General features: G+C 65.3%; 22 protein-coding genes. 6 read left to right on the forward strand and 16 right to left on the reverse strand.

The window, feature by feature from the left end; genetic code table 11:
- Window position 1: 1 nt before the first annotated feature.
- From F8S13_15300 to F8S13_15330, 7 genes are all read right to left on the reverse strand, one after another.
- Window positions 2-268, reverse strand: coding sequence for a DUF2203 domain-containing protein (locus tag F8S13_15300; GenBank protein KAB8142349.1), 267 nt, complete (start codon window positions 266-268; stop codon window positions 2-4).
- Between the two features lie 13 nt (window positions 269-281).
- The gene (locus F8S13_15305) at window positions 282-1,358 is read right to left on the reverse strand and encodes an aminoacyltransferase (GenBank protein KAB8142350.1); all 1,077 of its coding nucleotides are present in this window, start codon (window positions 1,356-1,358) and stop codon (window positions 282-284) included.
- A gap of 32 nt (window positions 1,359-1,390) precedes the next feature.
- Window positions 1,391-2,182, reverse strand: a complete 792-nt coding sequence (locus F8S13_15310) for a PIG-L family deacetylase (protein KAB8142351.1) — start codon at window positions 2,180-2,182, stop codon at window positions 1,391-1,393.
- A gap of 103 nt (window positions 2,183-2,285) precedes the next feature.
- Entirely contained in the window at window positions 2,286-3,197 is a 912-nt protein-coding gene (locus F8S13_15315; protein KAB8142352.1) for a HEAT repeat domain-containing protein, read from the reverse strand.
- A gap of 100 nt (window positions 3,198-3,297) precedes the next feature.
- Window positions 3,298-5,178 (reverse strand): hypothetical protein, encoded by a 1,881-nt coding sequence (locus tag F8S13_15320; GenBank protein ID KAB8142353.1) that lies wholly within the window; start codon window positions 5,176-5,178, stop codon window positions 3,298-3,300.
- A gap of 351 nt (window positions 5,179-5,529) precedes the next feature.
- Window positions 5,530-6,504, reverse strand: coding sequence for an ROK family protein (locus F8S13_15325; GenBank protein ID KAB8142354.1), 975 nt, complete (start codon window positions 6,502-6,504; stop codon window positions 5,530-5,532).
- Window positions 6,505-6,705: 201 nt separating this feature from the next.
- Complete coding sequence (locus tag F8S13_15330) at window positions 6,706-8,682, reverse strand: hypothetical protein (GenBank protein KAB8142355.1); 1,977 nt, start codon at window positions 8,680-8,682, stop codon at window positions 6,706-6,708.
- Window positions 8,683-8,885: 203 nt separating this feature from the next.
- Here F8S13_15330 and trxB point away from each other — a divergent pair, with 203 nt between their 5' ends.
- Window positions 8,886-9,869: a thioredoxin-disulfide reductase gene (gene trxB, locus F8S13_15335; GenBank protein KAB8142356.1), complete on the forward strand. Its 984-nt coding sequence runs from the start codon at window positions 8,886-8,888 to the stop codon at window positions 9,867-9,869.
- A 68-nt stretch (window positions 9,870-9,937) separates the two neighbouring features.
- On the opposite strand, the gene F8S13_15340 is transcribed toward trxB, so the two are convergent.
- The gene (locus tag F8S13_15340) at window positions 9,938-10,612 is read right to left on the reverse strand and encodes a DUF3307 domain-containing protein (protein KAB8142357.1); all 675 of its coding nucleotides are present in this window, start codon (window positions 10,610-10,612) and stop codon (window positions 9,938-9,940) included.
- Window positions 10,613-10,631: 19 nt separating this feature from the next.
- On the reverse strand, window positions 10,632-11,339 hold the full coding sequence (locus tag F8S13_15345) for a Crp/Fnr family transcriptional regulator (GenBank protein KAB8142358.1): 708 nt from the start codon (window positions 11,337-11,339) through the stop codon (window positions 10,632-10,634).
- Window positions 11,340-11,465: 126 nt separating this feature from the next.
- Here F8S13_15345 and F8S13_15350 point away from each other — a divergent pair, with 126 nt between their 5' ends.
- The 3 genes from F8S13_15350 (at window position 11,466) to F8S13_15360 (ending at window position 16,036) form a co-directional block, all read left to right on the forward strand.
- The gene (locus F8S13_15350; GenBank protein KAB8142359.1) at window positions 11,466-12,185 is read left to right on the forward strand and encodes a metallophosphoesterase; all 720 of its coding nucleotides are present in this window, start codon (window positions 11,466-11,468) and stop codon (window positions 12,183-12,185) included.
- A gap of 337 nt (window positions 12,186-12,522) precedes the next feature.
- On the forward strand, window positions 12,523-15,003 hold the full coding sequence (gene gyrA, locus F8S13_15355; GenBank protein ID KAB8142360.1) for a DNA gyrase subunit A: 2,481 nt from the start codon (window positions 12,523-12,525) through the stop codon (window positions 15,001-15,003).
- A 109-nt stretch (window positions 15,004-15,112) separates the two neighbouring features.
- Complete coding sequence (locus F8S13_15360; protein KAB8142361.1) at window positions 15,113-16,036, forward strand: thioredoxin family protein; 924 nt, start codon at window positions 15,113-15,115, stop codon at window positions 16,034-16,036.
- Window positions 16,037-16,083: 47 nt separating this feature from the next.
- Here F8S13_15360 and F8S13_15365 read toward each other — a convergent pair whose 3' ends face one another.
- Together F8S13_15365 and F8S13_15370 are read right to left on the reverse strand one after the other, a co-directional pair.
- Entirely contained in the window at window positions 16,084-16,830 is a 747-nt protein-coding gene (locus F8S13_15365) for a gamma-glutamyl-gamma-aminobutyrate hydrolase family protein (protein ID KAB8142362.1), read from the reverse strand.
- A 24-nt stretch (window positions 16,831-16,854) separates the two neighbouring features.
- A complete protein-coding gene (locus tag F8S13_15370) occupies window positions 16,855-17,595 on the reverse strand; it encodes a gamma-glutamyl-gamma-aminobutyrate hydrolase family protein (protein ID KAB8142363.1) in 741 nt (246 codons plus the stop codon).
- A 454-nt stretch (window positions 17,596-18,049) separates the two neighbouring features.
- On the opposite strand from F8S13_15370, the gene F8S13_15375 reads away from it, so the two are divergent.
- Entirely contained in the window at window positions 18,050-18,790 is a 741-nt protein-coding gene (locus F8S13_15375; protein KAB8142364.1) for an FHA domain-containing protein, read from the forward strand.
- 85 nt (window positions 18,791-18,875) lie between these two features.
- Complete coding sequence (locus tag F8S13_15380; GenBank protein ID KAB8142365.1) at window positions 18,876-19,952, forward strand: diguanylate cyclase; 1,077 nt, start codon at window positions 18,876-18,878, stop codon at window positions 19,950-19,952.
- Window positions 19,953-20,029: 77 nt separating this feature from the next.
- On the opposite strand, the gene F8S13_15385 is transcribed toward F8S13_15380, so the two are convergent.
- The 5 genes from F8S13_15385 to F8S13_15405 form a co-directional block, all read right to left on the reverse strand.
- On the reverse strand, window positions 20,030-21,178 hold the full coding sequence (locus F8S13_15385; GenBank protein ID KAB8142366.1) for an undecaprenyl/decaprenyl-phosphate alpha-N-acetylglucosaminyl 1-phosphate transferase: 1,149 nt from the start codon (window positions 21,176-21,178) through the stop codon (window positions 20,030-20,032).
- Window positions 21,179-21,248: 70 nt separating this feature from the next.
- Complete coding sequence (locus F8S13_15390) at window positions 21,249-21,878, reverse strand: uracil phosphoribosyltransferase (protein KAB8142367.1); 630 nt, start codon at window positions 21,876-21,878, stop codon at window positions 21,249-21,251.
- 87 nt (window positions 21,879-21,965) lie between these two features.
- Window positions 21,966-22,703 (reverse strand): response regulator transcription factor, encoded by a 738-nt coding sequence (locus F8S13_15395; GenBank protein ID KAB8142368.1) that lies wholly within the window; start codon window positions 22,701-22,703, stop codon window positions 21,966-21,968.
- Between the two features lie 63 nt (window positions 22,704-22,766).
- Window positions 22,767-24,092, reverse strand: coding sequence for an ATP-dependent Clp protease ATP-binding subunit ClpX (gene clpX, locus F8S13_15400; GenBank protein KAB8142369.1), 1,326 nt, complete (start codon window positions 24,090-24,092; stop codon window positions 22,767-22,769).
- 75 nt (window positions 24,093-24,167) lie between these two features.
- A complete protein-coding gene (locus F8S13_15405; protein ID KAB8142370.1) occupies window positions 24,168-24,821 on the reverse strand; it encodes an ATP-dependent Clp protease proteolytic subunit in 654 nt (217 codons plus the stop codon).
- Window positions 24,822-24,873 lie beyond the last annotated feature (52 nt).

A 24,873-nucleotide genomic window follows, 5' to 3' on the forward strand; every position in this document is an offset into this window, starting at 1 on the left:
CCTACTCCTGCGGCTTGGTGGTGGCGGCCTGCACGATCTGCTGCAGGTAGGACTGCCAGGCCTGGCGGTTCTCGTAGGTGATCTGGCGCACGCGCTCGATGTCGCCGGTCTCGGCGGCGTCGTTGGCGCGCGCCAGCGACTCCTGGAAGGCCCGCGCCAGCTCGGCCACGGCGCGGCGCATCTCGCCGTTGATGCCGCGCTGGCGCTCCAGCTCATCCTGCAGGTACTGGTTGAGCCGCCGCAGCTGCTCGATCTCGCTCTCGGCCATAGGCGTGTTTCCCCTAGACAATGCGCCGCTGCCAGAGGCTGTAGAGCGGCGGCACATACACCTGATCGTAGGCCGGCAGGAAGCGCACCACGCTGCCGCCGAAGCCCTTCTTGAAGCGGTAGACGCCGTAGAGCGCGTCGGCCTTGGCCTGCTCCTCCAGCCTCAACCGCTCGTCGGGGTCGGCCACAGTCAGCGCCTGCCCGATGGCGTCGGGGATGCCCCAGAAGTCGTAGCGGGTGCAGCCGCGCTCGCGTGCCCACTGCAGGGCCTGCCACTGGATGGCGTGCTGCGCGCCGCTTTTGAGACCGTCGGGGGTGGAGCCGCTGTAGAGGTAGAGGCCCGCGTGGGCGTCGGCGCACATCAGCGCGGTGGCCACGGTTTCGCCGCGCCAGTCGGCCAGCAGCAGCAGGGCATCGGCGCTGCGCCCAAAGATGCGCAGCACGGCGGCGTAGTAGTCGCGGCTGTGAATGCCAAACTGCGCCCGTGCACTGGTGGACTGCATGATCGCGTAGAAGGCGTCCAGATCGGCCTCGCCTTCGCCCACGCGCACGGTCACGCCCTCGCGGGCGGCGCGGCGGATGTCGGCGCGGTGGCCCTTGCTCATGGCCGAGAGCAGCTTCTCGGGCGTCGGCCCGAGGTCGAGGTGCACGGTGCTGCGGGGCTGGAGCGGCGGGGTGGGCTGGAAGCCTGCAAGCAGCAGCGCCGAGTGCAGCTGCTGTGCGCCTGCGGCCTGCTCAAGCATGTTTGGCTCTAGGCGTAGGAAGATGGCACGGCTGCGGGTGCTCAGTGCCCGCATAGCGCGCAGCAGCGCGCGGTCGATCTCGGCGTCGCCGCTCAGCAGCGGCCCGCGCGGCACATAGGCCGCCGCCAGACCAAAGCGCCGCTTAAACAGCAGCTGAGCGCCCGCCCGCAGCCCATCCGGCGACATGATCGCCAGCCGCTGGACATCCCAGCCAAACTGTGATTTTAGCTCGCCCCAGCCAGGGCGCTGCAGCAGGCTACCCTGCGGGTGCTGCGCGACAAATGCCTCCCAGGTTTCCGCGTCGGGGGCCACCAGGGCGAAGCTCAGGCGTCCGTCTTGTACAGTCATGTGTCCGAAAAATCTCTTCCCCAGGCGGGACGTCAGATCATCACCCAAACGCGCTCGCCGTAGGTGCCGACCTCCGGGCGCAGCTGCTCGTGGTAGTCGATGATCTGCTTTCGCATCGCGTCCTCGCCCCCAAAAAGCTCGCCCATCTGGCTCGCGTAGGATGCAATCGAGCCGATCTTGCGGCTCAGGGTCGCGTCAATGTCGATGATGCTAGGCACAAACTTGCGCGGCAGCGCGCCCAGCCGCTGCTCCAGCGCACCTGCCTTCAGGGCGTAAGGCACATCCTCGTAGAAGGCGGTGGTGCTGGCCCAGCCGCCCGCCACGGTGGCATCATATGTCAGCTGGTGGTCCACATGGCCGCCGACCGCCAGCGGCACGTAGAACATCGCGCCCGAGGCGCGGGCGTGCAGCTCATCCAGCAGGGCGGCCAGCTGCTGGCGCAGCGGGTCGGTGATGGCCGGGCGTCCGAACAGGGCCTCGGCGGTGCAGTAGGTGTCGGGGATGCGGTAGATCGCATCCAAAAAACCGGCCCAGTAGCTGTCGGCCCCGATCCGTTCGAGCGCCAGGGTGTCCTCTTGCAGGCGCGAAGCCACCACATGCTCGGGGCTGAGCTGCCAGCGCCCGTGCATGGCGGCGGCGAACTCGCTGAATGGGCCTTCTGCCGCCGGGGCTGCGGTGGCGATCGTCACAACAAGCACGCGATCGCCCTGGGATGTGTGGCGGGCGATCGCGCCCCCGCACGAGAGCGCGGCGTCGTCGAGGTGGGGTGAGATGTAGATGTGCTTGTAGACGTCTGGGATCTGATCAATGTAGGTGTATTGCATACACTCCGCTCATTCGCTTGATGGCGAGACCGTCGATAGGATTGATCGGGAACCAGCGCAGGCCGCGCGGCAGTGCTGCCGCCGCCGCGCGCCAAAGCACGTGTTAGACCAGCGAATCCCCGCCGCTCAGCTCCTCAAGGGCCTCGGCGGCGGCCTGGCTGCGCGCGGTGTCGCTGCTGCGGCTCACCTGCTTGAGCGCGCGCTCGGCCTGCTCGCCGCCGATCTGGCCCAGGGCCCAGATCGCCGCCAGCGCGATCTCGCTGTCGCTATCGGTCACCAGCGGGAAGATCTTGGGCAGCAGCGGCTGAGCCTCGTCGGCCAGCTCGCCAGCGGCGCGGCAGGCCTCGTAGCGCAGGGCGGGCGACTCGTGGCCAAGCGCCTTGCCGATAACGGGCAGCCAGCGCGGCAGCATGGAACGCCCCATCGCCACCAGCGCGCTCTCAGCCAGCAGCTGCTCGCCGCTGGCGTAGTCGCGCTCGACCTGGTTCTGGATCTGCTCGTTCTCGGCGAAGTACCCGGCGCTCTCCAGCGCGCGGCGGCGCAGCTCGGTGGGCAGGCCTGTGTCGAGCGCCGCCGCGCTCAGCGCCTGCTCCAGCGCCTCCTCGCCCTCGGCCAGCTCGCCAAGCGCGGCGAGGCAGGCGAAGCGGCTTAGGCCTATGGCCGCTGCGGCGCGCACATCGGTGCTCGCATCGCTCGTGAAGATGTCCACCATGCGCCGCAGCATCTTGGTCGACGTATCTTCCCACAGGCCCTCGATGGCGCTGATGCGCACGGCGGCCTCGCGGTCATCCAGTAGCCAGCTCCACAGTTCGCCGAAGGCCAGCTCGACATGCTCCTCGGCTAGCTCGATCAGCTCGCGAGCGATCGTGGTGCGCCGCTCGGCGGGCAGCGACTGCCAGATCTCAAGGAAATCGCGCCGGTCAAGGTAGGTCATCCCCGAGAGTCCGCGCACGTCGCGGATGGTGAGTGGCCGGGTCAGCTTGGCCACTGCCAGTAGTATTGTTGTTGCGCTCATAGCTGTATAAGTGTACCACAAGACGTCGAGAGGGGCGGTTCCATAACCACCCCTCTCAACAGCCATATGTTGTTGCGTCTACCGTACCGGCGGCGAGCTGCTACTCGTCGTCGTACTCGTCGTCGTACTCGTCGTCGACGTCGTCATCCTCGGCCTCGATCACCTCGGGGGTGTAGAACCACACGCCGGGCGTGGCAGCGTCTGGCTCGAAGCGATCGCCGTCCTTCAGCAGGTGCTCAAGATAGCTGGCCGAGGCCGGGCGCAGCACATTCAGCGCCACCAGCAGGTCGGCGATGGTCGACATATAGCGCGGCTCGCTACGCGTGCCCACCGGCTCGCCAACCGTCTCGAAGACATGCTTCAGCACCTCTTCGCCCTTACGGCGCTCGTTCATCGGCAGCGACTTGAGGTTGCGCAGCCGACCGTAGCGCTGCTGGCTCACCAGCACGTCTGCGTCGACCGCCACAAAGTACGCGACGTTGGCGAAGGCGAACTTGTTCTTCTTGTCATCCAGCACCAGCAGCCGGTCCGACTGCTCGGCCTGCTCCTCGTAGCTGATAGTGAAGACCTGCGGCTCGTCGGTGCGGGCGATGGTGATCATCGCGCCGGGCACCAGCGCCTCGTGGAAGAACTCCTCCAGGCCCGAGATCCAGCCGCCGCGGTTGCCGGTGGGGTAGCGCAGCTCCACCAGGGTGGAGACGTAGCGCTGGGGCGAGTCGATCCGCAGCACGGCGGTGCGCTGGTCGGGCAGCAGCGCGGCAGGCAGCAGCGCCGCCATCGCGCGGGTGAACGGCAGCAGGCCGTACTCCCACTCGAAGAAGGAGAGGATGTGGCTCAGCTGGCCGCTCTTGCGGATGCTGTCGGCGGCCTGGTTCTGCAGGCTGTCGTCGAAGCCCTCCTCAAGGTAGCCGGCCATCTGCCCCATCTCGCTGGCCTTCACACGCTTGCTGCCGATGGCGTTGGTCAGGCCCTTGGTGGCCCACAGGCGCGCGCCCTCGACGCCCACAAACTCGAAGTCCTTCTCTTTGCTGAGCCGATAGTTCAGCGCAAAGCGGAACGACTCATAGTCGGCCTGCCGTGGGTTATGGTAGAACAGGTCGGCGATGATCTCGGTGTCGAGCAGCGGCTGCTGGCGCTCATTTTTGATGTAGTCGGTGATGCGGCGCAGGTCGTTTTTGCCGAAGTTGGCCACCATCGCCTCAGGGAACACGTCGCCGCCAAACGAGACGATCCGGCGTAGCGGGTCGTTCTCCAGCGCGGTGCGCAGCTGCGACATCAGCGCGTTGCCGTACTGGCCGAGCAGGTCGGCGGTGGGGCGGCGCAGGTCGATCTGCACGCCGTTTGGCAGGGTGAGCATCGTGCTGGCCTGCGGCACGCTGGCCACCGGCGCGGCCTCGGCCACCGGCGCGGCCTCGGCCACCTCGGGCTGGGCCTCGGCCACCGGCGCGGCCTCGGCCACCTCGGGCTGGGCCTCGGCCACCGGTGCGGCCTCGACCACTGGCGCGGCCTCGGCACCCTCTCCCTCCTCGGGCGGTAGGATGCCCACCTGGCGCTGCCAGTAGTCGGAGATAAAGACCGGCTCAACCGTGGTGAGCGCGGGGCGCGTGGTCGTCACCACCACGCTAATATCATCGATCGGCAGCGGGTTCTCCGGCTCGTACAGCCGTTTGCGGAACATATGGCTGTTGTCCACCACACGCGGTGAAAATGCACCGCGCTTGGAGGTGGTGAAGACCACATCGCCATCGCGCTCCTCGCGAGCGAAGAGCGCGGCGTTCTCAGTCAGCGCCGCGTCAAGCTGGCTCTGGACCTTGCTGCGGTCCATCTTGTGGACGGTTGCAAAAAAATCGGCCAGATTTGCCAGCGTCTGGCGGATGGGCGCATCTTCAGCAAACAGCGCGCCCTGCGCCACCATAATCTTATATACCTGCGCGGCGAGGGACTGCTGATCAGCGCTGCCTGTGAAAGTAGGCTCACTCATTGCGTCAAAAACTCCACTGCTTAGGCTTAGGAAGCCGATGCTCGCTGATCATCTGCCAGCACGAGCTCGCGCAGAATCTCCAGGTAGCGTTCGGTCAATTTGGCAATGTCCTGTGGCTGCCCGCTGGCGCGAAGGATCTGCACCAGTCTGTCGACCCCAGTCTCACCATAGATAATGTTTTTGGCGTCCATGGGTATCCTAACAATAATATCTATATCCACAACACCAAAACGCAGGGCGCGGCAAGACAGCCACGCACCGCGTGCTGCGCAGTATTATAGCATGGCTCAATCTCATAGCGCAAACTTATGGCAAATAACATGGATAGGCGGGCGCGCTGTTTTCTCGATTCTACTCGGTGAGGCTCTCAAGCACCAGCGCTACGCCGCCGATAGCCACGCTCTCAAAGCCCAGTACCGAATGCACCACGGGCACGGGGCGTTCCACAAGCGAACGCATGAAGTCGGCCATGCGCTCCTGGATGCCGTTGATAAACGGCTGACCGCCGCTGCGAGCGACGATCCCGCCCAGGATGATCATCTCGGGGTCGATCAGCGCGACGATCTGCGAAAGCCGCACCGCCAGAATATCGATGGTCTCGCTTACCACCTGGCGGCCAATCACGCTGTCGGTGAAAATGTCGCTGAGCAGATTGGTGGACTGTCCAAGTTCGGTGGCCCGCGCCATCAGGCCGCGGATCGAGACCTGCTCCTCAAGGGTGCGCGGCATGTGGTCGGGGCGCAGCGGGTCGAATGGCCCCACCACCGCGTGCCCGATCTCGCCGGCCATGGTTGCGGCACCATGGTAGAGCTTGCCGTTCAGCACCAGGCCGCCGCCCACGCCGCTGCTCAGGTGCAAGTAGAACAGGTCGCGCTTGCCCTGGCCCACGCCGAAGGTGGCCTCGGCCAGCGCGATGAGGTTGGCGTCGTTATCAATCAGCGCCGCCGCCCCAAAGGCCTCCTCGACCTGGTCGGCGATCGGGTAGTCTTCCCATCCGGCCACGCGCGGCGACTGGATGATTTTGCCCGCGCGCGCATCCACCGGGCCATTGAAGCCGACGCCTATCCGCACGAGGTGGCCGTCGGGCACATGCTTTTCGCTCAGCAGTTGCTGGCCGAGTGCGATGACCTCGCTCATCATTGCCGACGGCTCTTTGCTGGTGATATCTCGCTGGAGGCATGTGTAGGTGTGGTGTTGAAGATCGACCAGGGCCGCGCGAAGCCCGTAGCTCCCGACGTCGAGGCCCATCACGCAACCCTGCGAGCTAAGTGCGCCCCAGGTGTGCTGCGCTAGGCGTTCTTCGACACGAGTTCGAGGATCGTGCATGGGGACCCCCTTTCCAGCAAATACATACGGAATGAGTCTATTCTAGCACACAATCCTGCGATGTGTAAGCGAAGAAGGCTGGCCGTATCACTATATGATCGGTTTTCTTATGATTTTATTATTTTCAGATGGCTAATAAAGACGACCATGCCACGCTTCCCAACTAGTGTGGCATGGTCGTCTGGCCGTGCTTCGTGGCTACTAGCGTTCTGGATTACCCTCGATGGTCGCTGGGGAACTGGGGAGGTTCTTCTGGCTGCTGTAGAACAAAAAGGCTACACACGCCGCGACAATGCCAAACAGCAGCGCCAGGAAAAGATCATATAGCTGCCATTGTTTATCGGATTGGGCGCTCGCGATAGGGCTGGCTCCCACCGGTATGGGTGTGCCTACGGCGGTGGGCGTGAGGCTTGGCCCGGGTGTGCGAACGACGCCAACATAGCGCGAGCTGCGTCCGACCAAGCCGTATGGCTGTGCCTGGCTGCTTCTCCTTGTCAGCGGGTGCTCGGCCAGGGGGTGCTCGGTTGGGGCTAGCCCCACTTGGCTGGCGCTGGCTATAAGCCGTTGGGCTTGGGCCGCTGCGGGTGTTGCGGTGGGTGTGGCGGTGGGTGTGACGGTGGATGCTTCGCATGGGGCAGCCGCCTGCTGCTGAGGGCATAGCGGAACCCCATGTGCAGTAGTGGTAAACGTGGCGCTCGCTATTTCAGCCCCATCGGGTGCGATGATGCGTATGGTATCGCCATCGTTGTTGAGCATGGCGCTGTGGAGGAAAATACGCTGACTGGTGCCAGCGGCGAGCATGGTTCCCTCGGGAATGATATATGGTGCTCCATCTTTCTGATCGTCGATTTTCCAGCCAGCAAGATCTATCGCCTGATCGGCGCTGTTATGCAGATCAACCCATTCAGGCGTGTTGGGGCTAGGGTTGGCCATAAAGCGCTCGATGGCGATGGCCTGGCGCACATACTCTGGCGGTTGAACCATAGTCGGCGACGGGGTGCGGGTGGTGCTGGGTGTGGTGGTCGGCGATGGCGTACGGGTGGGCGATGGCGTGCGGGTGCTGGTCGCCTCCTCGGTTGGCGATGGCGTACGGGTGCTGGTTGAGGTGTTGGTGGGCGACGGGGTGCGGGTAACGGTGGGTGTGGCGGTCGGCGATGGCGTGCGGGTGGGCGATGGCGTGCGGGTATGCGTGGCCTCCACCGTGGGCGACGGGGTGCGGGTGTTGGTGGGCGTGGCGGTAGGCGACGACGTGCGCGTGGGTGATGGCGTGCGGGTATTGGTAGGGGTGCGGGTATTGGTAGGGGTGCGCGTGGGTGATGGCGTGCGGGTCGGGGTATGGGTCCGAGTGCTAGTTGGGGTGTTGGTGGGCGTGGCGGTTGGGGATGGGATCGGTGTGTTGGTAGGCGTGCGAGTCGGCGATGGAACCGTGGTAGCTGTATGTGGAGGGGTGGGTGAAGGTGTAGTAGATACGCCAGCGGTTGTGGGTTCGGCGATGCCCGTGGGCGATGGCGTATCGAGTGTGGGGATGAGAATTGTTGCCGAGGGCTCTACGCTCGGATCTATGGTTACGCTGGGGGCTGCTGTGGGTATTGCAGGTGATGTGGGCGTGCTGGTTGGTGTCTCGGATGGGGCTGGCGTGCTCGTTGGGGACGCTGTGTCGATGGGCGGTGCGGTTGGTGCCGCGCCGCTGTTCCAGCCGCCCATAGTGGGGCCTGCCCATTGCCATGTGTTTGTGCCATCGGGGGTGCGCGCCAAGCTCTTTCCCGATTGGGCGCTGCTGTAGGTTTGGGCATCTACCACGCTGCCTCCCGCGAGTAGCTGGATGGCGTCGGTGCCTGTGTTATTTAAAATAGCCGATGACAGCGAGATGACGAGAAGTCCGTTGGCAGGAACAATTGATCCAGCCGGGATCGTTGTCTGGGTGCCGCCGATCGTGTCATCGTCGATCTTATAGCCCGAGATATCGATGTCGCTGGCGGTGGGGTTGAAGAGCTCGGCCCACTCGCTGCCTGCCGTCGGCGCGGGCATGAACTCGTTGATCAGCAGGCTGCTGGGTGTGGCGGCAAGCTGGTGGGGGCGCGGCGCGGCGATAGCGGGAGGTGCTGCTGTGATGGGAAGAAGGCAGATGGACAGGATGAAGGTAGATGTTAGGGTAGTGGGGTGGGGGAAATGCGGCATTGTTTGCTCCTTGTGAAGGGTGCCCAATAACGCGTTCTATGTGGCAGTGTAGTATGAGGTGCTTAATAATCTGTTACCGTGTAAGAGAAGGTCTACATATACCCCTAGGGGGTATGTAATCTAGCATACAGCATAAAGAAACAGATCATGCTATTATTGGATCTGTGTTGGCGCAGACACTGCGTCACAAAGGAGCAAGACGTATGCACAGCAAAGTTGTGGTGATCGGCTCTGGCCCGGCGGGCCTGACAGCGGCGCTCTACACGGCGCGCGCCAACCTTGAGCCACTTGTCATTCGCGGCCTTCAGCCGGGCGGGCTGATCGCCACCACGAATGAGGTAGAGAACTACCCAGGTTTCCCCGAGCCTATCGGCGGGTTTGACCTTGCCCAGAAGATGGAAGAGCAGGCTGCCCGCTTTGGGACAAAATTTCTTGATGCGCTGGTAGAGAAGATCGATACGACCCAGCGGCCTTTTGTGCTGACGCTGGACAGCGGCGAGCAGGTGACTGCCGATACGCTCATCCTCTCCACCGGGGCCTCGCCGCGCAAGCTGGGCGTGCCCGGCGAGCAGAACCTAGCCAACCGGGGCGTGTCGTACTGCGCCACATGCGATGGCTTCTTCTTCCGCAACAAGCGCGTGGTGGTGGTGGGCGGCGGCAACAGCGCGCTCGACGAAGGCCTGTTCCTGACTCGCTATGTGAGCGAGCTGGTGATCGTGCATCGCCGCGACCAGTTGCGCGCCGATCCGGTGCTGCAGGAGCGCGCCTTCTCGAATCCCAAGGTGCGCTTCGTGTGGGATTCCGAGGTGGCCGAGGTGCTGGGCGACAACACCGTGAGCGGTGTGCGCGTGAAGAACCTGAAGACCGGCGAGGAGACCACGATCGAGGCCGAGGGCGTGTTTCCCTACATCGGGCACGTTCCGAACACGCGCGTGTTCGAGGGCCTGATCGACCTCGACGAGAACGGCTACATCAAGGCCGACGACCACACCCGCACCAATGTGCCTGGCATCTTCGCGGCTGGCGATGTGGTGGACCACGTCTACCGCCAGGCTATCACCGCCGCTGGCGATGGCTGCAAGGCCGCCATGGAGGCCACGTGGTTCCTGGCCGAGCAGGAGCACGCGGCCAGCAAGTCGCAGAAGAAGCATGAGGAGGTGGTCTCGCCCGCGCTGAGCGGCTGGTAGGCTACCCTCTTCTGAAAAGCCAAACACCCCGCAGGAATAGCTTCCTGCGGGGTGTTTGCGTGTGTCAGCTAGCGCAGCCACAGGCTCAGCGCGCCCAGCGCGGCCCCTGCGGTCAGCACCACCGCCGCGCCCAGCGGCGCATCCAGCGGGTGCGGCGAGACCTGCCGCCGTGTGGCTACCACTAGGCCGCACAGCCCCAGCGGCAGCGCCAGCGCCCCCGCGAACAGCACCAGCGAGACACCCAGCGCCCCCACCGCGAAGCTGCGCGCCCGCGCCGCCGGGGCCAGCGCCCCGTGTGCGAATGAGGGGTCGAGCCAGGTCATGACGCCGATAGGCACCGCCAGCCCCGCGATCACATAGGCCACCACCGCCAGCGCCACCGGCAGATTCAGCCACGACAGATCGATCGCCCAGCCCTGCGGCCCTGTGAGCGCCAGCGCCACCGCGATCGTGGCGGCGTGGATGCCCTGGTCGAGCAGGAAGGGGACGATGGCAGGCCGGAACAGCCGGTCGGCGCGGTGCACCTTCCACCAGTCGGCAAAGATGTGCACCGCGGTGATGCCCAGCATGGTGGGCCAGAGCGCCAGGAAGGCTCTGTCGATCAGGCCCAGGGCCAGCATGCACAGCAGAACCACCCCGCCGTGGATGAGCAGGCCATCCCAGCGGCGCTTGCGCACCACCAGCCAGTAGGGCTGCAGGGCAAAATCGGCTATCAGGTGTGCGAGAAAAAAGTAGTAGAACATTGCGTGGACTCCTTTATGGTTAGGGAAGTTTTGCTTTTTGCTCAAGCCCGTGTGTGTCGAGCACGCTGACGCGGGCGCGCGCCATCTGGATCAGGCCCTGGTCGCGCAGGTTCGCCAGCGCGCGGTTGGCGGTCTCGCGGGTGGTGCCCACTAGGCTGGCCAGATCATCCTGGGTGAGCCGCAGGTCGATATGGGTCACATCGCCCTCGCGCTGGCCGTAGCGCGCGGCCAGCGCCAAGATCTGGCGCGCCACCCGCTGGATGGCCGAGCTGGTGCCCAGCAGATCGGCGTGGCTGGTGCTCTGGCGCAGGCGCTGCGCCATGGCCTCCAGGATGGCCACGGCGATCGGCGGGTAGTCGTGCACCGCGTGCAGGAACGCCGAGCGGTGCAGCAGCAGCGCCGAGGTGCGGCCCATGGCCACGGCGCTGGCCGAGCGCGGCTGTCCATCCAGCAGCGCCAGCTCGCCGAAGAAATCGCCAGCCCGAAAGATCGTGACCGATAGCTCCTGCCCGGCCTCGCTGATCGTGTAGATCCGCACCTGCCCCGTCACAATGATGTAGAGCACATTTCCCGGGCTGCCCTGGTGAAAGATGGACTCGCCGCGCTCGAAGGACTGCGCCCCGAGGCTGCGGGCCAGCACCTGCAGATGTGCCGTATCAAGGTTTGAGAAGCACGGGATACACGCTAGACGATCGATACTGTGCATCTCAAGAGCCTCGCTTTCCATCAACTAGAGTGGTCATTACGGATGTAGTGTAGCGCGCATCGGCCAAAAGAACTATGATCGCGATCACGATGAACGAGATTCTTTGGCTGTTTGGCAATGCAGGTGTGCTCTGGTATCATAGGAACTATGATCTGGACAATATCTGATCTTCATCTTTCGATAGCGAAACCAAAGCCAATGGATATCTTTGGCGATCGCTGGAAAAATCACCCCGAGCGGATCGCCGCAGCTTGGCGCGCGACTATCCAGCCGGAGGATACCGTGCTGATCGCTGGCGATATCTCATGGGCAATGAAAATAAACGAGGCGCTGCTCGATCTTGCGTGGGTTGACGCGCTGCCTGGGAAGAAAGTCATGATCCGGGGCAACCACGACTACTGGTGCCCCCGCAGCGTTGGCGCGGTGCGTCGGCACGCGCCGCCCTCGATCGCGCTGATCGGCGGCGAGGCGGTGGACATCGGCGAGGCGGTGGTATGCGGCACGCGCGGCTGGGTGACGCCGGGCACGCCGGGCTTCAGCCCGAAGACCGACCAGTCGATCTACGAGCGCGAGCTGCGCCTGCTGGATCGCGCGCTGGAGCAGGCGCGGGCGCTGGCCCAGGGCCAGAAGCCGATCATCGTGATGATCCACTACCCGCCCTACAACGAGCACAAGCCCACCGAGTTTGCCCAGCGGATCAATGCCAGCGGGGCCTCCGCATGTATTTACGGGCATCTTCATCGCCCCTATGACTGGGGCCAGGCAAAACAGGGCTGCAGCGATGAAGGGGTGTTCTACCAGCTGACATCGTGCGACTATCTTGGGTTTCGCCCGGTTGGCGTGCGTGGTCTCTCGCGTGAATCGTAACCCCTGCGCCTACGACAATCAATCGCATTTTCTCGCTATTTTGTTGGCAGGCCGGGGCGCTCCTGCCATTTTTCTTGCCCAGCCACCATCCCGCGTGAGCCTGCTGCGGCCCACCGTAGGCGTGGCCTCTTTTCACCCCACCGATCGCCCGGGCGGGATCGCGGAAATGCGACAACGCCTAGCGATATGGCTCTTTTTTGGGTGTGTACATTTGTTCTAAAATGATGGACAACCGCATCATTATGCGGTATAATACACCTAGTTCTATCAGAATACGAGTAAATACCCCGGTCAGGCGGCGGCATACCAGCCGCCGCTGATCACGTTTGGAGGAACAATGGAGATCGGGATCGTTCGGCCTCGCAACATCACCGAAGAGATGCGGACGGCCTACCTAGACTACGCGATGAGCGTAATTATCTCGCGTGCCCTGCCCGATGTGCGCGACGGCCTCAAGCCCGTGCAGCGGCGCATCCTCTACGGCATGTGGGATATGGGCGTGCGACATAACCAGCCATATAAGAAGTGCGCCCGTATCGTCGGCGATGTGATGGGTAAGATGCACCCCCACGGCGACGCATCGGTCTACGACGCGCTGGCCCGCCTGGCCCAGCCATGGAACATGCGCTACATGTTCGTGGACGGCCAGGGCAACTTCGGCAGCGTGGATGGCGATATGCCCGCCGCCATGCGCTATACCGAGGCCCGCATGTCGGCGATCGCCGAGGAGATGCTGTTCGACCTCGACAAAAACACGGTCGACTTCGGCGACAACTTCGACGGCACCTTCCGCGAGCCGCGGGTGCTGCCCGCGCGGCTGCCCAACCTGCTGCTGAACGGCGCGGCGGGCATCGCCGTGGGTATGGCCACCAACATCCCGCCCCACAACCTGGGCGAGGTCTGCGATGCGCTGATGATGCTGATCGACAACCCCGAGGTGACGATCGAGGAGCTGGTGAAGGTCATCCCCGGCCCCGATTTCCCCACCGCCGGCCTCATCCTGGGCACCGAGGGCATCATGAACGCCTACTCGACGGGCAAGGGCCACATCACCCTGCGCGCCAAGGCCCATATCGAGGAGGCGGCGCGTGGCGCGTACAACATCGTCGTCACCGAGCTGCCCTACCAGGTGAACAAGGCCCGCCTGGGCGAGCGCATCGCCGAGCTGGCCAAAGAGCGCAAAATCGAGGGCATCCGCGATGTGCGCGACGAGTCCGACCGCACCGGCATGCGCTTCGTGATCATCCTCAAGCAGGATGCCCAGCCCAAGAAGGTGCTGAACGCGCTCTACAAGCACACCCAGATGCAGACGACATTCGGCGTGAACATGCTGGCCCTGGTCGAAAATGGCCTGCAGCCGCGCGTGCTCTCGCTGAAGCGCATGCTCCAAGAGTATGTAGACCACCGCCAGAATGTGCTGCGCCGCCGCACCGAGTACGAGCTGGAGCGCGCCCGCGCCCGCGCCCACGTGTTGGAGGGCCTGAAGATCGCGCTCGACAACCTCGACGAGGTGATCTCGACCATCCGCAACTCGCGCACCCGCGACTCGGCCCGCAACAACCTGATGAGCAACTTCAAGCTCTCCGAGATCCAGGTGAACGCCATCCTCGATCTGCCGCTTGGCCGCCTAGCCGCGCTGGAGCGCAAGAAGATCGAGGACGAGTACCGCGAGATACTCAAGCAGATCGCCGAGTTTGAGGACATCCTGGCCCACCCGCAGCGCATTCTGGTGATGATCAAGGACGACCTGAAGTACCTGAGGGACAAGTACGGCGACGCCCGCCGCACCCGGATCATCCCCGACGCCACCGGCGATGTCAGCGACGAGGACCTCATCCCTGATGTGAAGGTGCTGGTCACCGTGACCGAGCGCGGCTACATCAAGCGGATCCTGGCCGACACCTACCGCACCCAGCGGCGCGGCGGGCGCGGCATCAAGGGCATGGAGACGCGCGAGCAGGATGTGGTGCGCCATATCCTGGGCTGCAGCACCATGGACGACCTGCTGTTCTTCACCGACCGTGGCAAGGTCTACCAGCTGAAGGCCCACGAGGTGCCCGACGCCGGGCGCACCGCCAAGGGCCTGCCGCTGGTCAACCTGATCTCGCTAGAGCCGGGCGAGCAGGTCACATCCATGCTGGCCGTCTCGAACTTTGATGATGGCGAGTATCTGGTGATGGCCACCGTCAAGGGCAAGATCAAGCGCACGCTGCTGAAGGAGTACAGCCAGGTGCGCTCGAACGGCCTGATCGCGATCGGCCTAGAGGATGGCGACCTGCTGGGCTGGGTGGCCATGTCGCAGGGCAACGAGGACATCCTGATCACCACGGTGAAGGGCCAGACCATCCGATTCACCCAGGAGCAGGTGCGCCCGATGGGACGCCCGGCCAGCGGCGTGATCGGCGTCAACCTGTCCGATGGCGACCGCTGTGTGGACATGGGCCTGGTGCAGCCCGGCGCGGCCCTGCTGGTGGTTACGGCCAACGGCTTCGGCAAGCGCACCCTGCTGGATGAGTACCCGGCCAAGGGCCGCGCCACCGGCGGCGTGATCACGATCAAGCTGCGCCCCGGCGACGAGGTGGCCGCCGCCCGCGTGGTGACGGACGACTCGCTGCTGACGTTTATCTCGGCCAGCGGGATCGTGATGCGCACCACGGTGGATGGCATCTCGACGCTGGGTCGGCTGACGCAGGGCGTCACCATCGTGAACCTGCGCGGCAGTGACCGCGTGGCCTCGCTCTCGGTCGAGGCCGCTGGCGAGGACGAGGTGCCGAGCCAGAACGTGCTGATCTCGATGGATGGCGATGGCCTGATCTAGTCAGATCGGCGGGCGAGAGCGGCGGGCGCACACGCGCCCGCCGCTTTTTGTTGCCGCCGTGCGGCCTCGGCCAGTGGTACAATGGGCCATCTCCCTAGCCATGAAAGGTATGTTTATGCGTCATCTGCGCGCCTTTTTTTTGACATGTGCCACGCTGCTCGCCGCCTGCGGCCAGCCTGCGGCCACGCCTAGCAGCGAAGCCTCGATCGTGGCGGTGCCTGCGGTCTCTGAGCTGGTGGTCGGGCCGAACCGCCTGGCGCTCGGCCTCATCCGCCAGAACTCGCCAGTGAACGACCCGCAGGCCAAGGTGCACCTGCGGCTCTACGATCGCGCCGACACCTCGGCCTCGGTGAAGATCGAGCAGGATGCCGCCTACTACGGCGAGGGGCTGCCAGCCGGGATCTATGTGGCCTACCCCACGTTCGACCGCGCGGGCGAGTGGGATGTGGTGGTGGACACGCAGCTGAGCGGCCAGAGCCAGCCGACCAGCAGCCGCTTCCGCGTGAATGTGCTGGAGAAGAACGCGGTGCCGAACGCGGGCGACCGCGCCATCTCGGTCAAGACGCCCACCGTGGCCGACACGCCGCTCGACCATCTCTCCTCGGGCGGCAGCCAGAATCCGGCGCTCTACCAGATCAGCCTGGATGCGGCGCTGGCCTCGGGCAAGCCCACCGCAGTGCTGTTTGCCACCCCGGCCTACTGCCGCACCGCCATGTGCGGGCCGAACGTGAAGGTGCTGGGCGAGCTGCAGCAGAAGCTTGGCGACAAGATTAACTTCATCCATGTGGAGGTGTACCGCTACCCCTTCGACACGTCGTTCAAGGCGCTTGCCGATGCGGCGAGCGCGGCCATGAAGGCCAACCGCAACATGACGGCGGAGGAGGCGGCTGCGGGGTTCTCGGATGGGATGATGGCCTGGGGGCTGCAGACCGAGCCGTGGCTGTTCCTGATCGGCAAGGATGGGGTGATCAAGGCGCGCTATGAGGGCGGGATCACGGTGGAGGAGCTGACCCCGGCGCTGGAGAAGCTCTAGGCTTTGTGTGGCGCTGGGGCGACATGTGTGCCCCAGCGCCTTTTCCCCTAGCGCGCACGCTCCTGGTTGCGGCAATGTGCCACGAACGCCGCGAACACCGCCGACCAGCGCGAGTCGGTGTCCTCCCACAGCAGCTCGGGGTGGCACTGCACCGCCGCTACAAAGGCATCGCCCTCGCCCTCTACGGCCTCCACCACGCCATCCACCGCGTGGGCCACCGCACGCAGCCCCGGCGCAAGGTCGCGGATGGCCTGGTGGTGCAGGCTGTTGACCGCCAGCTCGCTGACGCCCAGCACCTCGGCCAGCCACGAGTCCTCGGATAGCGTGATGCCGTGCGAGAGCGCGCGGAAGTCGCGGCGGGCATCGCCAAACGCGTGGTCGATGAACGACGGGCGCTCGCTGGGCAGGTCTTGGTAGAGCGTGCCGCCCATGGCCACGTTCAGCAGCTGCTGGCCCCGGCAGATGCCGAAGATCGGCATGCCGCGCTGGAGCGCGTGGCGGGTGATCTGCAGCTCGGCCTCGTCGCGGGCGGCGTTGGTCAGATCGAGCGCAGGGTGGGGGGCGGCGCGGTAGTGGTGGGGGTGGATGTCCTCGCCGCCCGCCAGCAGCAGGCCGTCGCACTGGGCCAGCAGCGTGGCCAGGGTGGCCTGGGCCGCTGTGGGCTGGATGAGCAGCGGCACGGCGCCCGCCGCCTCGATGGCGCGCAGATAGCTGGATGGCAGCGTGTAGGATGGCGAGTACCAGGGCTCGGGCGATGTGGATGCGGGCACGCCGATGATCGGATGTGTTGGCATAGCAGGCGCTCTTTCTTCTGCGAACTAGTGCGAGATCTCGACGGCCACGCAGCTCTCGACAAAGCGGCGGAACACTGCCTGCCAGCGCGGGTCGGCCTCGGCCTGCAGGGCCTCGGGGTGGCACTGGATGCCCATCAGGAACACCTGGCCCTCGCCCTCCACCACCTCGATCACGCCATCCTCGGCCCAGCCGGTGGCGCGCAGCCCCGGCGCAACATCCTTCACCGACTGGTGGTGCAGCGAGTTGATCACCAGCGACCGCGCGCCCAGCAGCTCGGCCAGCTGCGAGCCTTCGGCCAGCTCCAGCTGGTGGGCGGGATACTGCCAGTTTTCCTTGGCCGCCGAGAGATCGTGCGCGCTGCCGCCCAGCTGCGCGGGGATGTCCTGGTAGAGCGAGCCGCCGAGCGCCACATTCAGCACCTGGATGCCCCGGCAGATGCCCAGCACCGGCTTGCCATCGGCCACCGCGCGCTGGGTTAGGGTGATCTCCACATGGTCGCGGCGCAGCTCGATATGGCCCATCTCGGGGATGGCTTGCTCGCCGTAGCGCGCCGGGTCGATGTCCGCGCCGCCCGCCAGCAGCAGGCCGTCGAGCATGCTGTAGATCTGCTCAAGCACATCGGCGGTCTCGATCTGGGGGATGAGCACCGGCACGCCGCCAGCGCGCACGATCGCGTCGATGTAGGTTTCCTGGTGGCCGTGGAATCTGGGGTACCACTCCTTCGGGCGGATGGTGCTGCACGGGATGCCGATCACGGGTTTCATGCGTCGCCTCCTTCTGGCGTGCATTGGTCGAGTGCTGGGTGGCAGCGCTCCCTGGGTGAAAAAGAAAGGCTGGCCTGCCTTTGGTGAGGCGAGAGCCAGCGACGGCGCGCGCCATGCGGGCGGTGGCGCGGGGTATTCTTTTGTGCGGGGAAATTATAGCATAGCTGCTGTGTGGTGCGTTTTTTTCGCTGGGAAGAGAGCTAGAAAACTTTAAGATGTGAATTTTTTGCAAAGTAAAATATTGATGTTATCGTAAGACATGGTATAAAAGAAGCAGTCCTCTGTGTTAGGGATGCTGGTATAAAGGTCTTTTTTTGGTGAAAATTACAGACCTGCGTACTTTTACGGTTGCCTATAGGCTTGGAGGTATGCTACGATGCGCCAAGCACATCGGTTGCAACACTCCGCCGTCGCAGAACGTCCCTTCCACAAAACGCTGAAAGGAGTACCGATCGTGCCATACTGCCCAAAATGTGGGGTCGATAACCCCGCCGCCGCCCGCTTCTGCGATCAGTGCGGTGCTGCGCTCATCCCGGTGCCCGCGCCCGCCGTGTCGGCCCCGGCCTATATTCCCCCCGCCCCGCCGGTGGTGGCTCCGCCGGTGGCGGCCCCACCTGTGGCGGCCCCGCCGCCCCGCCCCGCTGCCGCCCCATCCAGCCTGGGTGGCGCGGTGCAGTGCGCGCAGTGTGGGGCCAGCGCGCTGCCTGGCGAGGCCTTCTGCGACAACTGCGGTGCGCCGCTGCAGGCTGGCACGCCCGCGCCCAGCGTCGGCGTAGGGGTAGCGCCCCAGGTGGCCTACCCCGCGCCCGTGGCCGCCGCGCCCACGCCCGCCTACACCCCGCCCACGCCTGCGGCCCCCGCCGGGCGCACCGCGCTTGCGCCCGCGCGGCTAGTGCTGAAGAGCGGCGCGGCGCTGCCGCTACCCGCCGCAGGCCAGGCGGTGCTGGGCCGCGCCGACGCAGTGAGCAACTTCACCCCGGATGTCGATCTTGCGGCCCATGGCGCGATCGATTCGGGCGTTGGGCGTCGGCATGCCCGAATCTTTATTCAGCAGGGTCAGGTGATGCTTGAAGACCTCGATAGTACGAATGGCACGTTTTTGAATGGCAATAGGCTTAAACCACGTCAGGCAATGCCCATCCGCGATCAGGATACGCTACAATTAGGCAGCTTAGCATTGCAATTCTGTTTTTAGCCTGCGTTTATCAATATGGAAATCGCGTCTGCATACTCGTGCGGCACAAAGGGCCTCTTTTGTGGCACTACGTCGATTAGAGATCATGGCTATCGATAACACACACTCTGCATTAGCAGCGGCCACCGTCTTGACCGCCGATCACCAGACTGGCCTGCCCACCCTGATCCGGCTCTGCGCCGACCTGGGCGAGCAGATGCGGCAAGCGATGACGCTGACGCTGATTGTATGTGTGATAGATGGCCTGCCGCCCGAGGTTCGCGACGCGCCACCGCCCGCCACGCTGGGCGCGCTGGTGCGGCTGCTGTCGCAGGTCGCATCGGCCACGCCTGGCGCGCGGCTCTACCGCACCGCCTACGACTCGCTGGCGCTGCTGCTGCCGGGCGCTGCCCGCGCCGATGCGCTGCAGATCGCCGAGCAGGCGCGGCTGTCGGCGGCCTCGCTAGGGTTCACGGCCACGCTGGCGGTGGGCTGCTACCCCGAGCACGCCGCCGACGCCGAGACCCTGATCGCGGTGTGCGAGGCCCAGATCCACGGCAACGCAGGCGAGCACAACCGCGTCTACAGCGCCCAGCCCATGGGCTCGCTGCCGCCCGCCACCTCGCGACTGGCCAGCCTGCTGGTGGCCCGCCTGGGCACCCTGGCCGAGCTGGGCGCGCAGCTGCGCGCCACCGAGCAGCAGGCCTTCCACGACCCGGTGACGGGCCTTCCCAACGCCCGCTCGATGGAGCAGATGCTGGCGCGCCAGATCGAGCGCTGCGCCCACAGCCACACGCCGCTGGGCGTGCTGCTGATCGATGGCGACAACCTGAAGGATTACAACACCCGCTACGGCTACAGTGCCGGAAACGAGTGGATCCGCAGCATCGCCCGCACGCTGTCGGCCAACATCCGCCCCGGCGACTTCGTGGCCCGCTGGATGATGGGCGACGAGTTCGTGGTGCTGCTGCCCGACACGGGCCGCGAGGAGTCGCGCGAGATCGCCGACCGCCTGCGCCTGGCAGTGGAGGACGCTGGCACCACCAGCGCCTACCCTGGCACGATCTCGATCGGCGTGGTCAGTATCGACGAGCACACCCCCCCCGACACCCTGCTGGAGCAGGCCCGCAACGCCCTGATCGACGCGAAAGATCGCGGCAAGAACCAGATCACCATGCTCTAGCTGCTGCCATAGGGTAACACAAAGGGCTACGCCGATACTTGGCGTAGCCCTTTGTGTGTCTTGTCAGGGTGCTAGGACTAGGGCTTCTTGGGCTGCTGCGCGCCAGCGGCCTCTTTGGCGGCCAGATTGGTGCGGCGCGAGATATAGAGCAGCACAAAGCCGACGATCGCGGCTAGGAAGAGCAGCGCGATCAGCTTCACCACCAGCGGCGTGACAGCGATGCCCAGCATGCCAAAGCTGGCGCTGAGCGTGTAGTAGAACAGCACGATCTGGCGCGGCGTGTAGCCCAGATCCAGCAGCCGGTAGTGCAGGTGGTCGCGGCCCGCGTGGGCCACGCCCTGCCCCCCCAGCGTGCGCGAGACGATCAGCCAGGCCACATCCAGGATGGGCACGCCCAGCACCAGCAGCGCGGTGGCCAGCTTGGCCCCGCCCATGATCGCGCTCACCGCCAGCGCGAAGCCCAGCAGGTGTGCCCCAGTGTCGCCCATGAAGATGCGGGCGGGCGGGAAGTTGAAGACCAGGAAGCCAAGGCATGCACCGGCGATCGCCAGCGGCAGCAGCGCCACCGTCAGCTGGCCCAGCACGATGGCCTTGATGCTCAGCACCAGCGCGGCGATCAGCGAGACCCCGGCGGCCAGGCCATCCAGCCCATCCACCAGGTTGACCGTGTTGCTCATGCCGATGATCCAGAACACGGTCGCGCCGATCGCCAGCCACGGGCTGATGTTCCACAGGCTGACCTGGCCCACAAAGGGCGCGTTGAATGCGGTCAGCACCACGCCGTGCGCCTCGGTGAGCGCGCCTGCCGCGTCGGGCGCGCGCGAGTGGTCCCAGAGAAACGGGCCGACAGCGATCAGGGCGGCGGCGATCTGGGCGGCCAGCTTGGGCTTGGGGGCCAGCTCCACCACGTCGTCCACCCACATCACGCCGAACAGCAGCGCGCTGCCCAGCAGCGCCAGGAAGATACGCTCGGTCTCGAACGACGAGCGCTCGATCACGCCCGCCATGTCCAGGGCGAAGGTGGCGAGCATGGCCACGGCGAAGCCCTCGAACATGGCGATCCCGCCGATGGTGGGCGTGGGGCGCGCGTGCAGCCTGCGCCCGCCGGGCGCGGCAACCCAGCCACGCCGCTGGCAGAGGCGGATGACGGGCGGTATGGCCATTGCGGTGGTGATCAGGGAGAGGAAGAAGATAGCGACCAAGGCGAGGGCATGGGAGCCATTCATGGCAGTTCTCCGCAGCAGGGCGGCGCGCGGCGCTCGACGTGGAGGGCCGCGCGTGCTCCCGCCGCCTGTACTAGCTTGTGCCGAACTGGCGGTCGCCCGCGTCGCCCAGGCCAGGCACGATATAGCCCTTCTCATTCAGGTGCGAGTCGAGCGCGGCCAGGTGGATGGGCACATCCGGGTGGGCGTCGGCCAGCACCTTCACGCCCTCGGGCGCGGCGATCAGGCCCAGGAAGCGGATGTTGGTGGCCCCCCAGCGCTTCAGGATCTCCACCGCCGCCACCGCCGAGCCGCCGGTGGCCAGCATGGGGTCGAGGATGATGCACTGGTCGACATCCAGATGCGGGGGCAGCTTGTTGTAGTAGGTGACCGGCTCAAGCGTCTCGTGGTCGCGGTAGAGGCCGAGGTGCCACACGTGGGCGGTGGGGATCATCTCGATGGCCGGCTCGACCATGCCCAGGCCAGCGCGGAGGATGGGGAAGAAGCCGATGCGCGAGGCGTTGCGCTTGCCCTCGGTGGTGGCCAGCGGCGTCTCGATCTCGATCGACTCGAGGCCGATGCCGAGGGTCGCCTCGTACAGAAGAAATCGCGTCAGCTCTTGCACCAGCTCGCGAAACTTCTTCGGCTCGGTCTGCGCCCGCCGCAGCAGGGTGAGCTTGTGCTGCACCAGCGGGTGCTTCGAGACAAACAGGTTTTCCGTCATTGCAGTGTTCACTCCAGACCGAAAGCGAAAGACCGAAGGCCGCAGACCATGTGCGACTCGGCCTTCCATCTTAGGTCCTCGGTCAACTCAGCTAGCCGATAATTTATATCCTACGCCGCGAACTGTGATGATAATGCGCGGTTTCGAAGGCTCGGACTCGATCTTCTCGCGCAGGCGGCGCACGCAGACATCGACCAGATTGGTCTCGCCCACGTAGTCGTAGCCCCACACCTCGCGAAACAGCGTCTCGCGGTCGAAGACCTGGGTTGCGTTTGCCGCCAGGAAGTAGAGCAGCTCGAACTCCATAGGAGTGAGGTTCACATCCTGGCCGCGCACCACCACGCGGTGGCGCGGCTCGTCGATCTCTAGCTCGCCCACGCGCACCACCGAGGGCGCGCTGCGGTGCTTGTAGCCCTCCACGCGGCGCAGGATGGCCTCGACGCGGGCGATCAGCTCGGCGGTCTTGAAGGGCTTGGTGATGTACTCGTCGGCCCCCAGCTCGAAGCCGTGGACGATGTCCTCGGTGCCGTCGCGCGAGGTAAGCATCACGATCGGCACATCGGAGCGCTCGCGGATGCGCTGGCAGGCCTCAAAGCCATCGACATAGGGCATCATCACATCCAGGATGACGATGTCGAAGCCGCCCTTCTCGAACAGCTTCAGCGCCTCTAGTCCGTTGCGGGCGGGCACCACCTCGTAGCGCGGGTCTTTGAGCGTGACCTGCACCAGGGTCGCGATCGAGGGGTCGTCGTCGGCTACCAGCACACGCCGAGAGGCCGGGGCCTCCTCGTTGCGGCGCTCAGAGGTTTTTCGGATCAGTCGCATAGGCTCTTGGCGCGCCAAGCGGCGCTTGGCAGGGCTTGCCTGCACCAGCGCCGCCAGGGGCTGCTAGACGGCTTCATCCAGCCTGCGTCGGAAATCGCTGCGCTCGCTGGGGCGCGGCACCATAATCGGGTGGCCCCTTCCGGCGACAACCTCGCCGTTGATGATGCAGCGGTGGATGTGCTCCTGCGATGGGATCTCGTACATCACGTCGAGCAGCACCTCCTCCACGATCGAGCGCAGGGCGCGCGCGCCGGTTTTGACGGCCAGCGCCCGCTCGGCGATGGCCTCCATGCCATCGGTGGTGAACTCTAGCTCCACATTGTCCAGCGCGAACATCTTCTGGTACTGCTTCACGATGGCGTTGCGCGGCTCGGTGAGGATGCGCATCATCGCGACCTTGTCCAGCGGCTCAAGCGATGCGATCACGGGGATGCGCCCGATGAACTCGGGGATGAAGCCGTAGCGCAGCATGTCGTCGGGGGTGCACTTGCTGAACAGCGCGGTGTCCTTGGGCTGCTCGGGGGCTGCCCCGAAGCCCAGGGTGCGCTGGCCGTTGGTGCGCTGGCCGATGATCTGGTCGAGGCCCTCGAACGCGCCGCCGCAGATGAACAGCACGTTGGTGGTGTCGAAGGCGATGTACTCCTGCTGGGGGTGCTTGCGCCCTGGGATGGGCGGCACGTGGGCCTGGTAGCCCTCGAAGATCTTCAGCAGGGCCTGCTGCACACCCTCGCCCGACACGTCGCGGGTGATCGAGGGGTTGTCGCCTTTGCGTGCGATCTTGTCGATCTCGTCGACGTAGATGATGCCGGTCTGGGCGCGCTCGATGTCGCCGTCGGCGGCCTGGATGAGCCGCAGCAGGATGTTCTCGACATCCTCGCCCACGTAGCCAGCCTCGGTGAGCGCGGTGGCGTCGGCGATTGCGAAGGGCACATCCAGCATGCGGGCCAGGGTCTGGGCCAGCAGCGTCTTGCCGCTGCCGGTGGGGCCGATCAGCAGCACGTTGCTCTTGCCTAGCTCCACATCATCCACGTTGTAGCCAGCCCGCAGCCGCTTGTAGTGGTTGTAGACCGCCACCGAGAGGACGACCTTGGCGCGATCCTGGCCGACCACGTACTGGTCGAGCCGCTCGCGGATGCGGCGCGGGGTCGGCAGCCGCGCGGGGCCGTGGAACGCCGGGCGTGCGGCCTGGGGCGGCTGGCTCTGCGTGGCTGCGGCCTGGGCCTGGCCTGCGTCCTCATCGATGATCGCCCCGCACAAGGCCACACACTCGTTGCAGATGCATATAGTACCGGGGCCAGCGATGAGGCGCTGCACCTCATCCTGCCCCCGGCCACAGAACGAGCAAAGAAAGGCCCCGCGGCCATTGTTGCTACTGCGATTGCGGGACATAGGTTCTCCAGCTAAGCGGTATGCAGAAGGCGGCAGCCCTGCGTGTGGCAGGGCATGCCGCCTTCCTTAGGCGTGCTACTTTTCGGTCAGCGTGCTCAGATCCTCGCGGGTGAGGATCTCGTCGATGATGCCATACTCTTTGGCCTGCTCGGGCGTCATGAACAGGTCGCGGTCGAAGTCGTGGGCGATCCGCTCGACGGGCTGGCCGGTGTCCTTCGACAGCAGCTCGCGGATGACCTGCTGCATGCGCAGCAGCTCGCGGGCCATGATCTCTACATCCGGGGCGTAGCCGCGCGCGCCGCCGCCCGCCGGGTGCATGTGGATGGTCGAGTGCGGCAGGCTGAAGCGCTTGCCCTTGGTGCCGCCTGCCAGGATGGGGGTGGCCATGCTGCCGGCCATGCCGACGCAGACCGTGGAGACATCCGGGCGGATGGCGCGCATGGTGTCGTAGATCGCCAGGCCGGCGGTGATCGAGCCGCCAGGGCTGTTGATGTACAGCGAGATGTCGCGCTCGGGGTCGTCGTGCTCCAGGTAGAGCAGCTGGGCGACGATCAGGTTGGCGATCTGGTCTTCGATCGGAGTGCCAAGCAGAATGATCCGCTCTTTGAGCAGCCGGGAGTAGATATCAAAGGCGCGCTCGCCGCGATTGGTGCTCTCGACCACCATCGGGATCAGCGACTCGGGCCGCTTCGAGCTCCAGTCCATGCGGTACATCGATGTCCAATCCATGTTGGTACTCCATCCTCGTTAGGGACACCGCCGCCCGCCAGGCTTGCCCGGC

The sequence above is a fragment of the Chloroflexia bacterium SDU3-3 genome, assembly GCA_009268125.1.
In the GTDB taxonomy this organism is placed as follows: domain Bacteria; phylum Chloroflexota; class Chloroflexia; order Chloroflexales; family Roseiflexaceae; genus SDU3-3.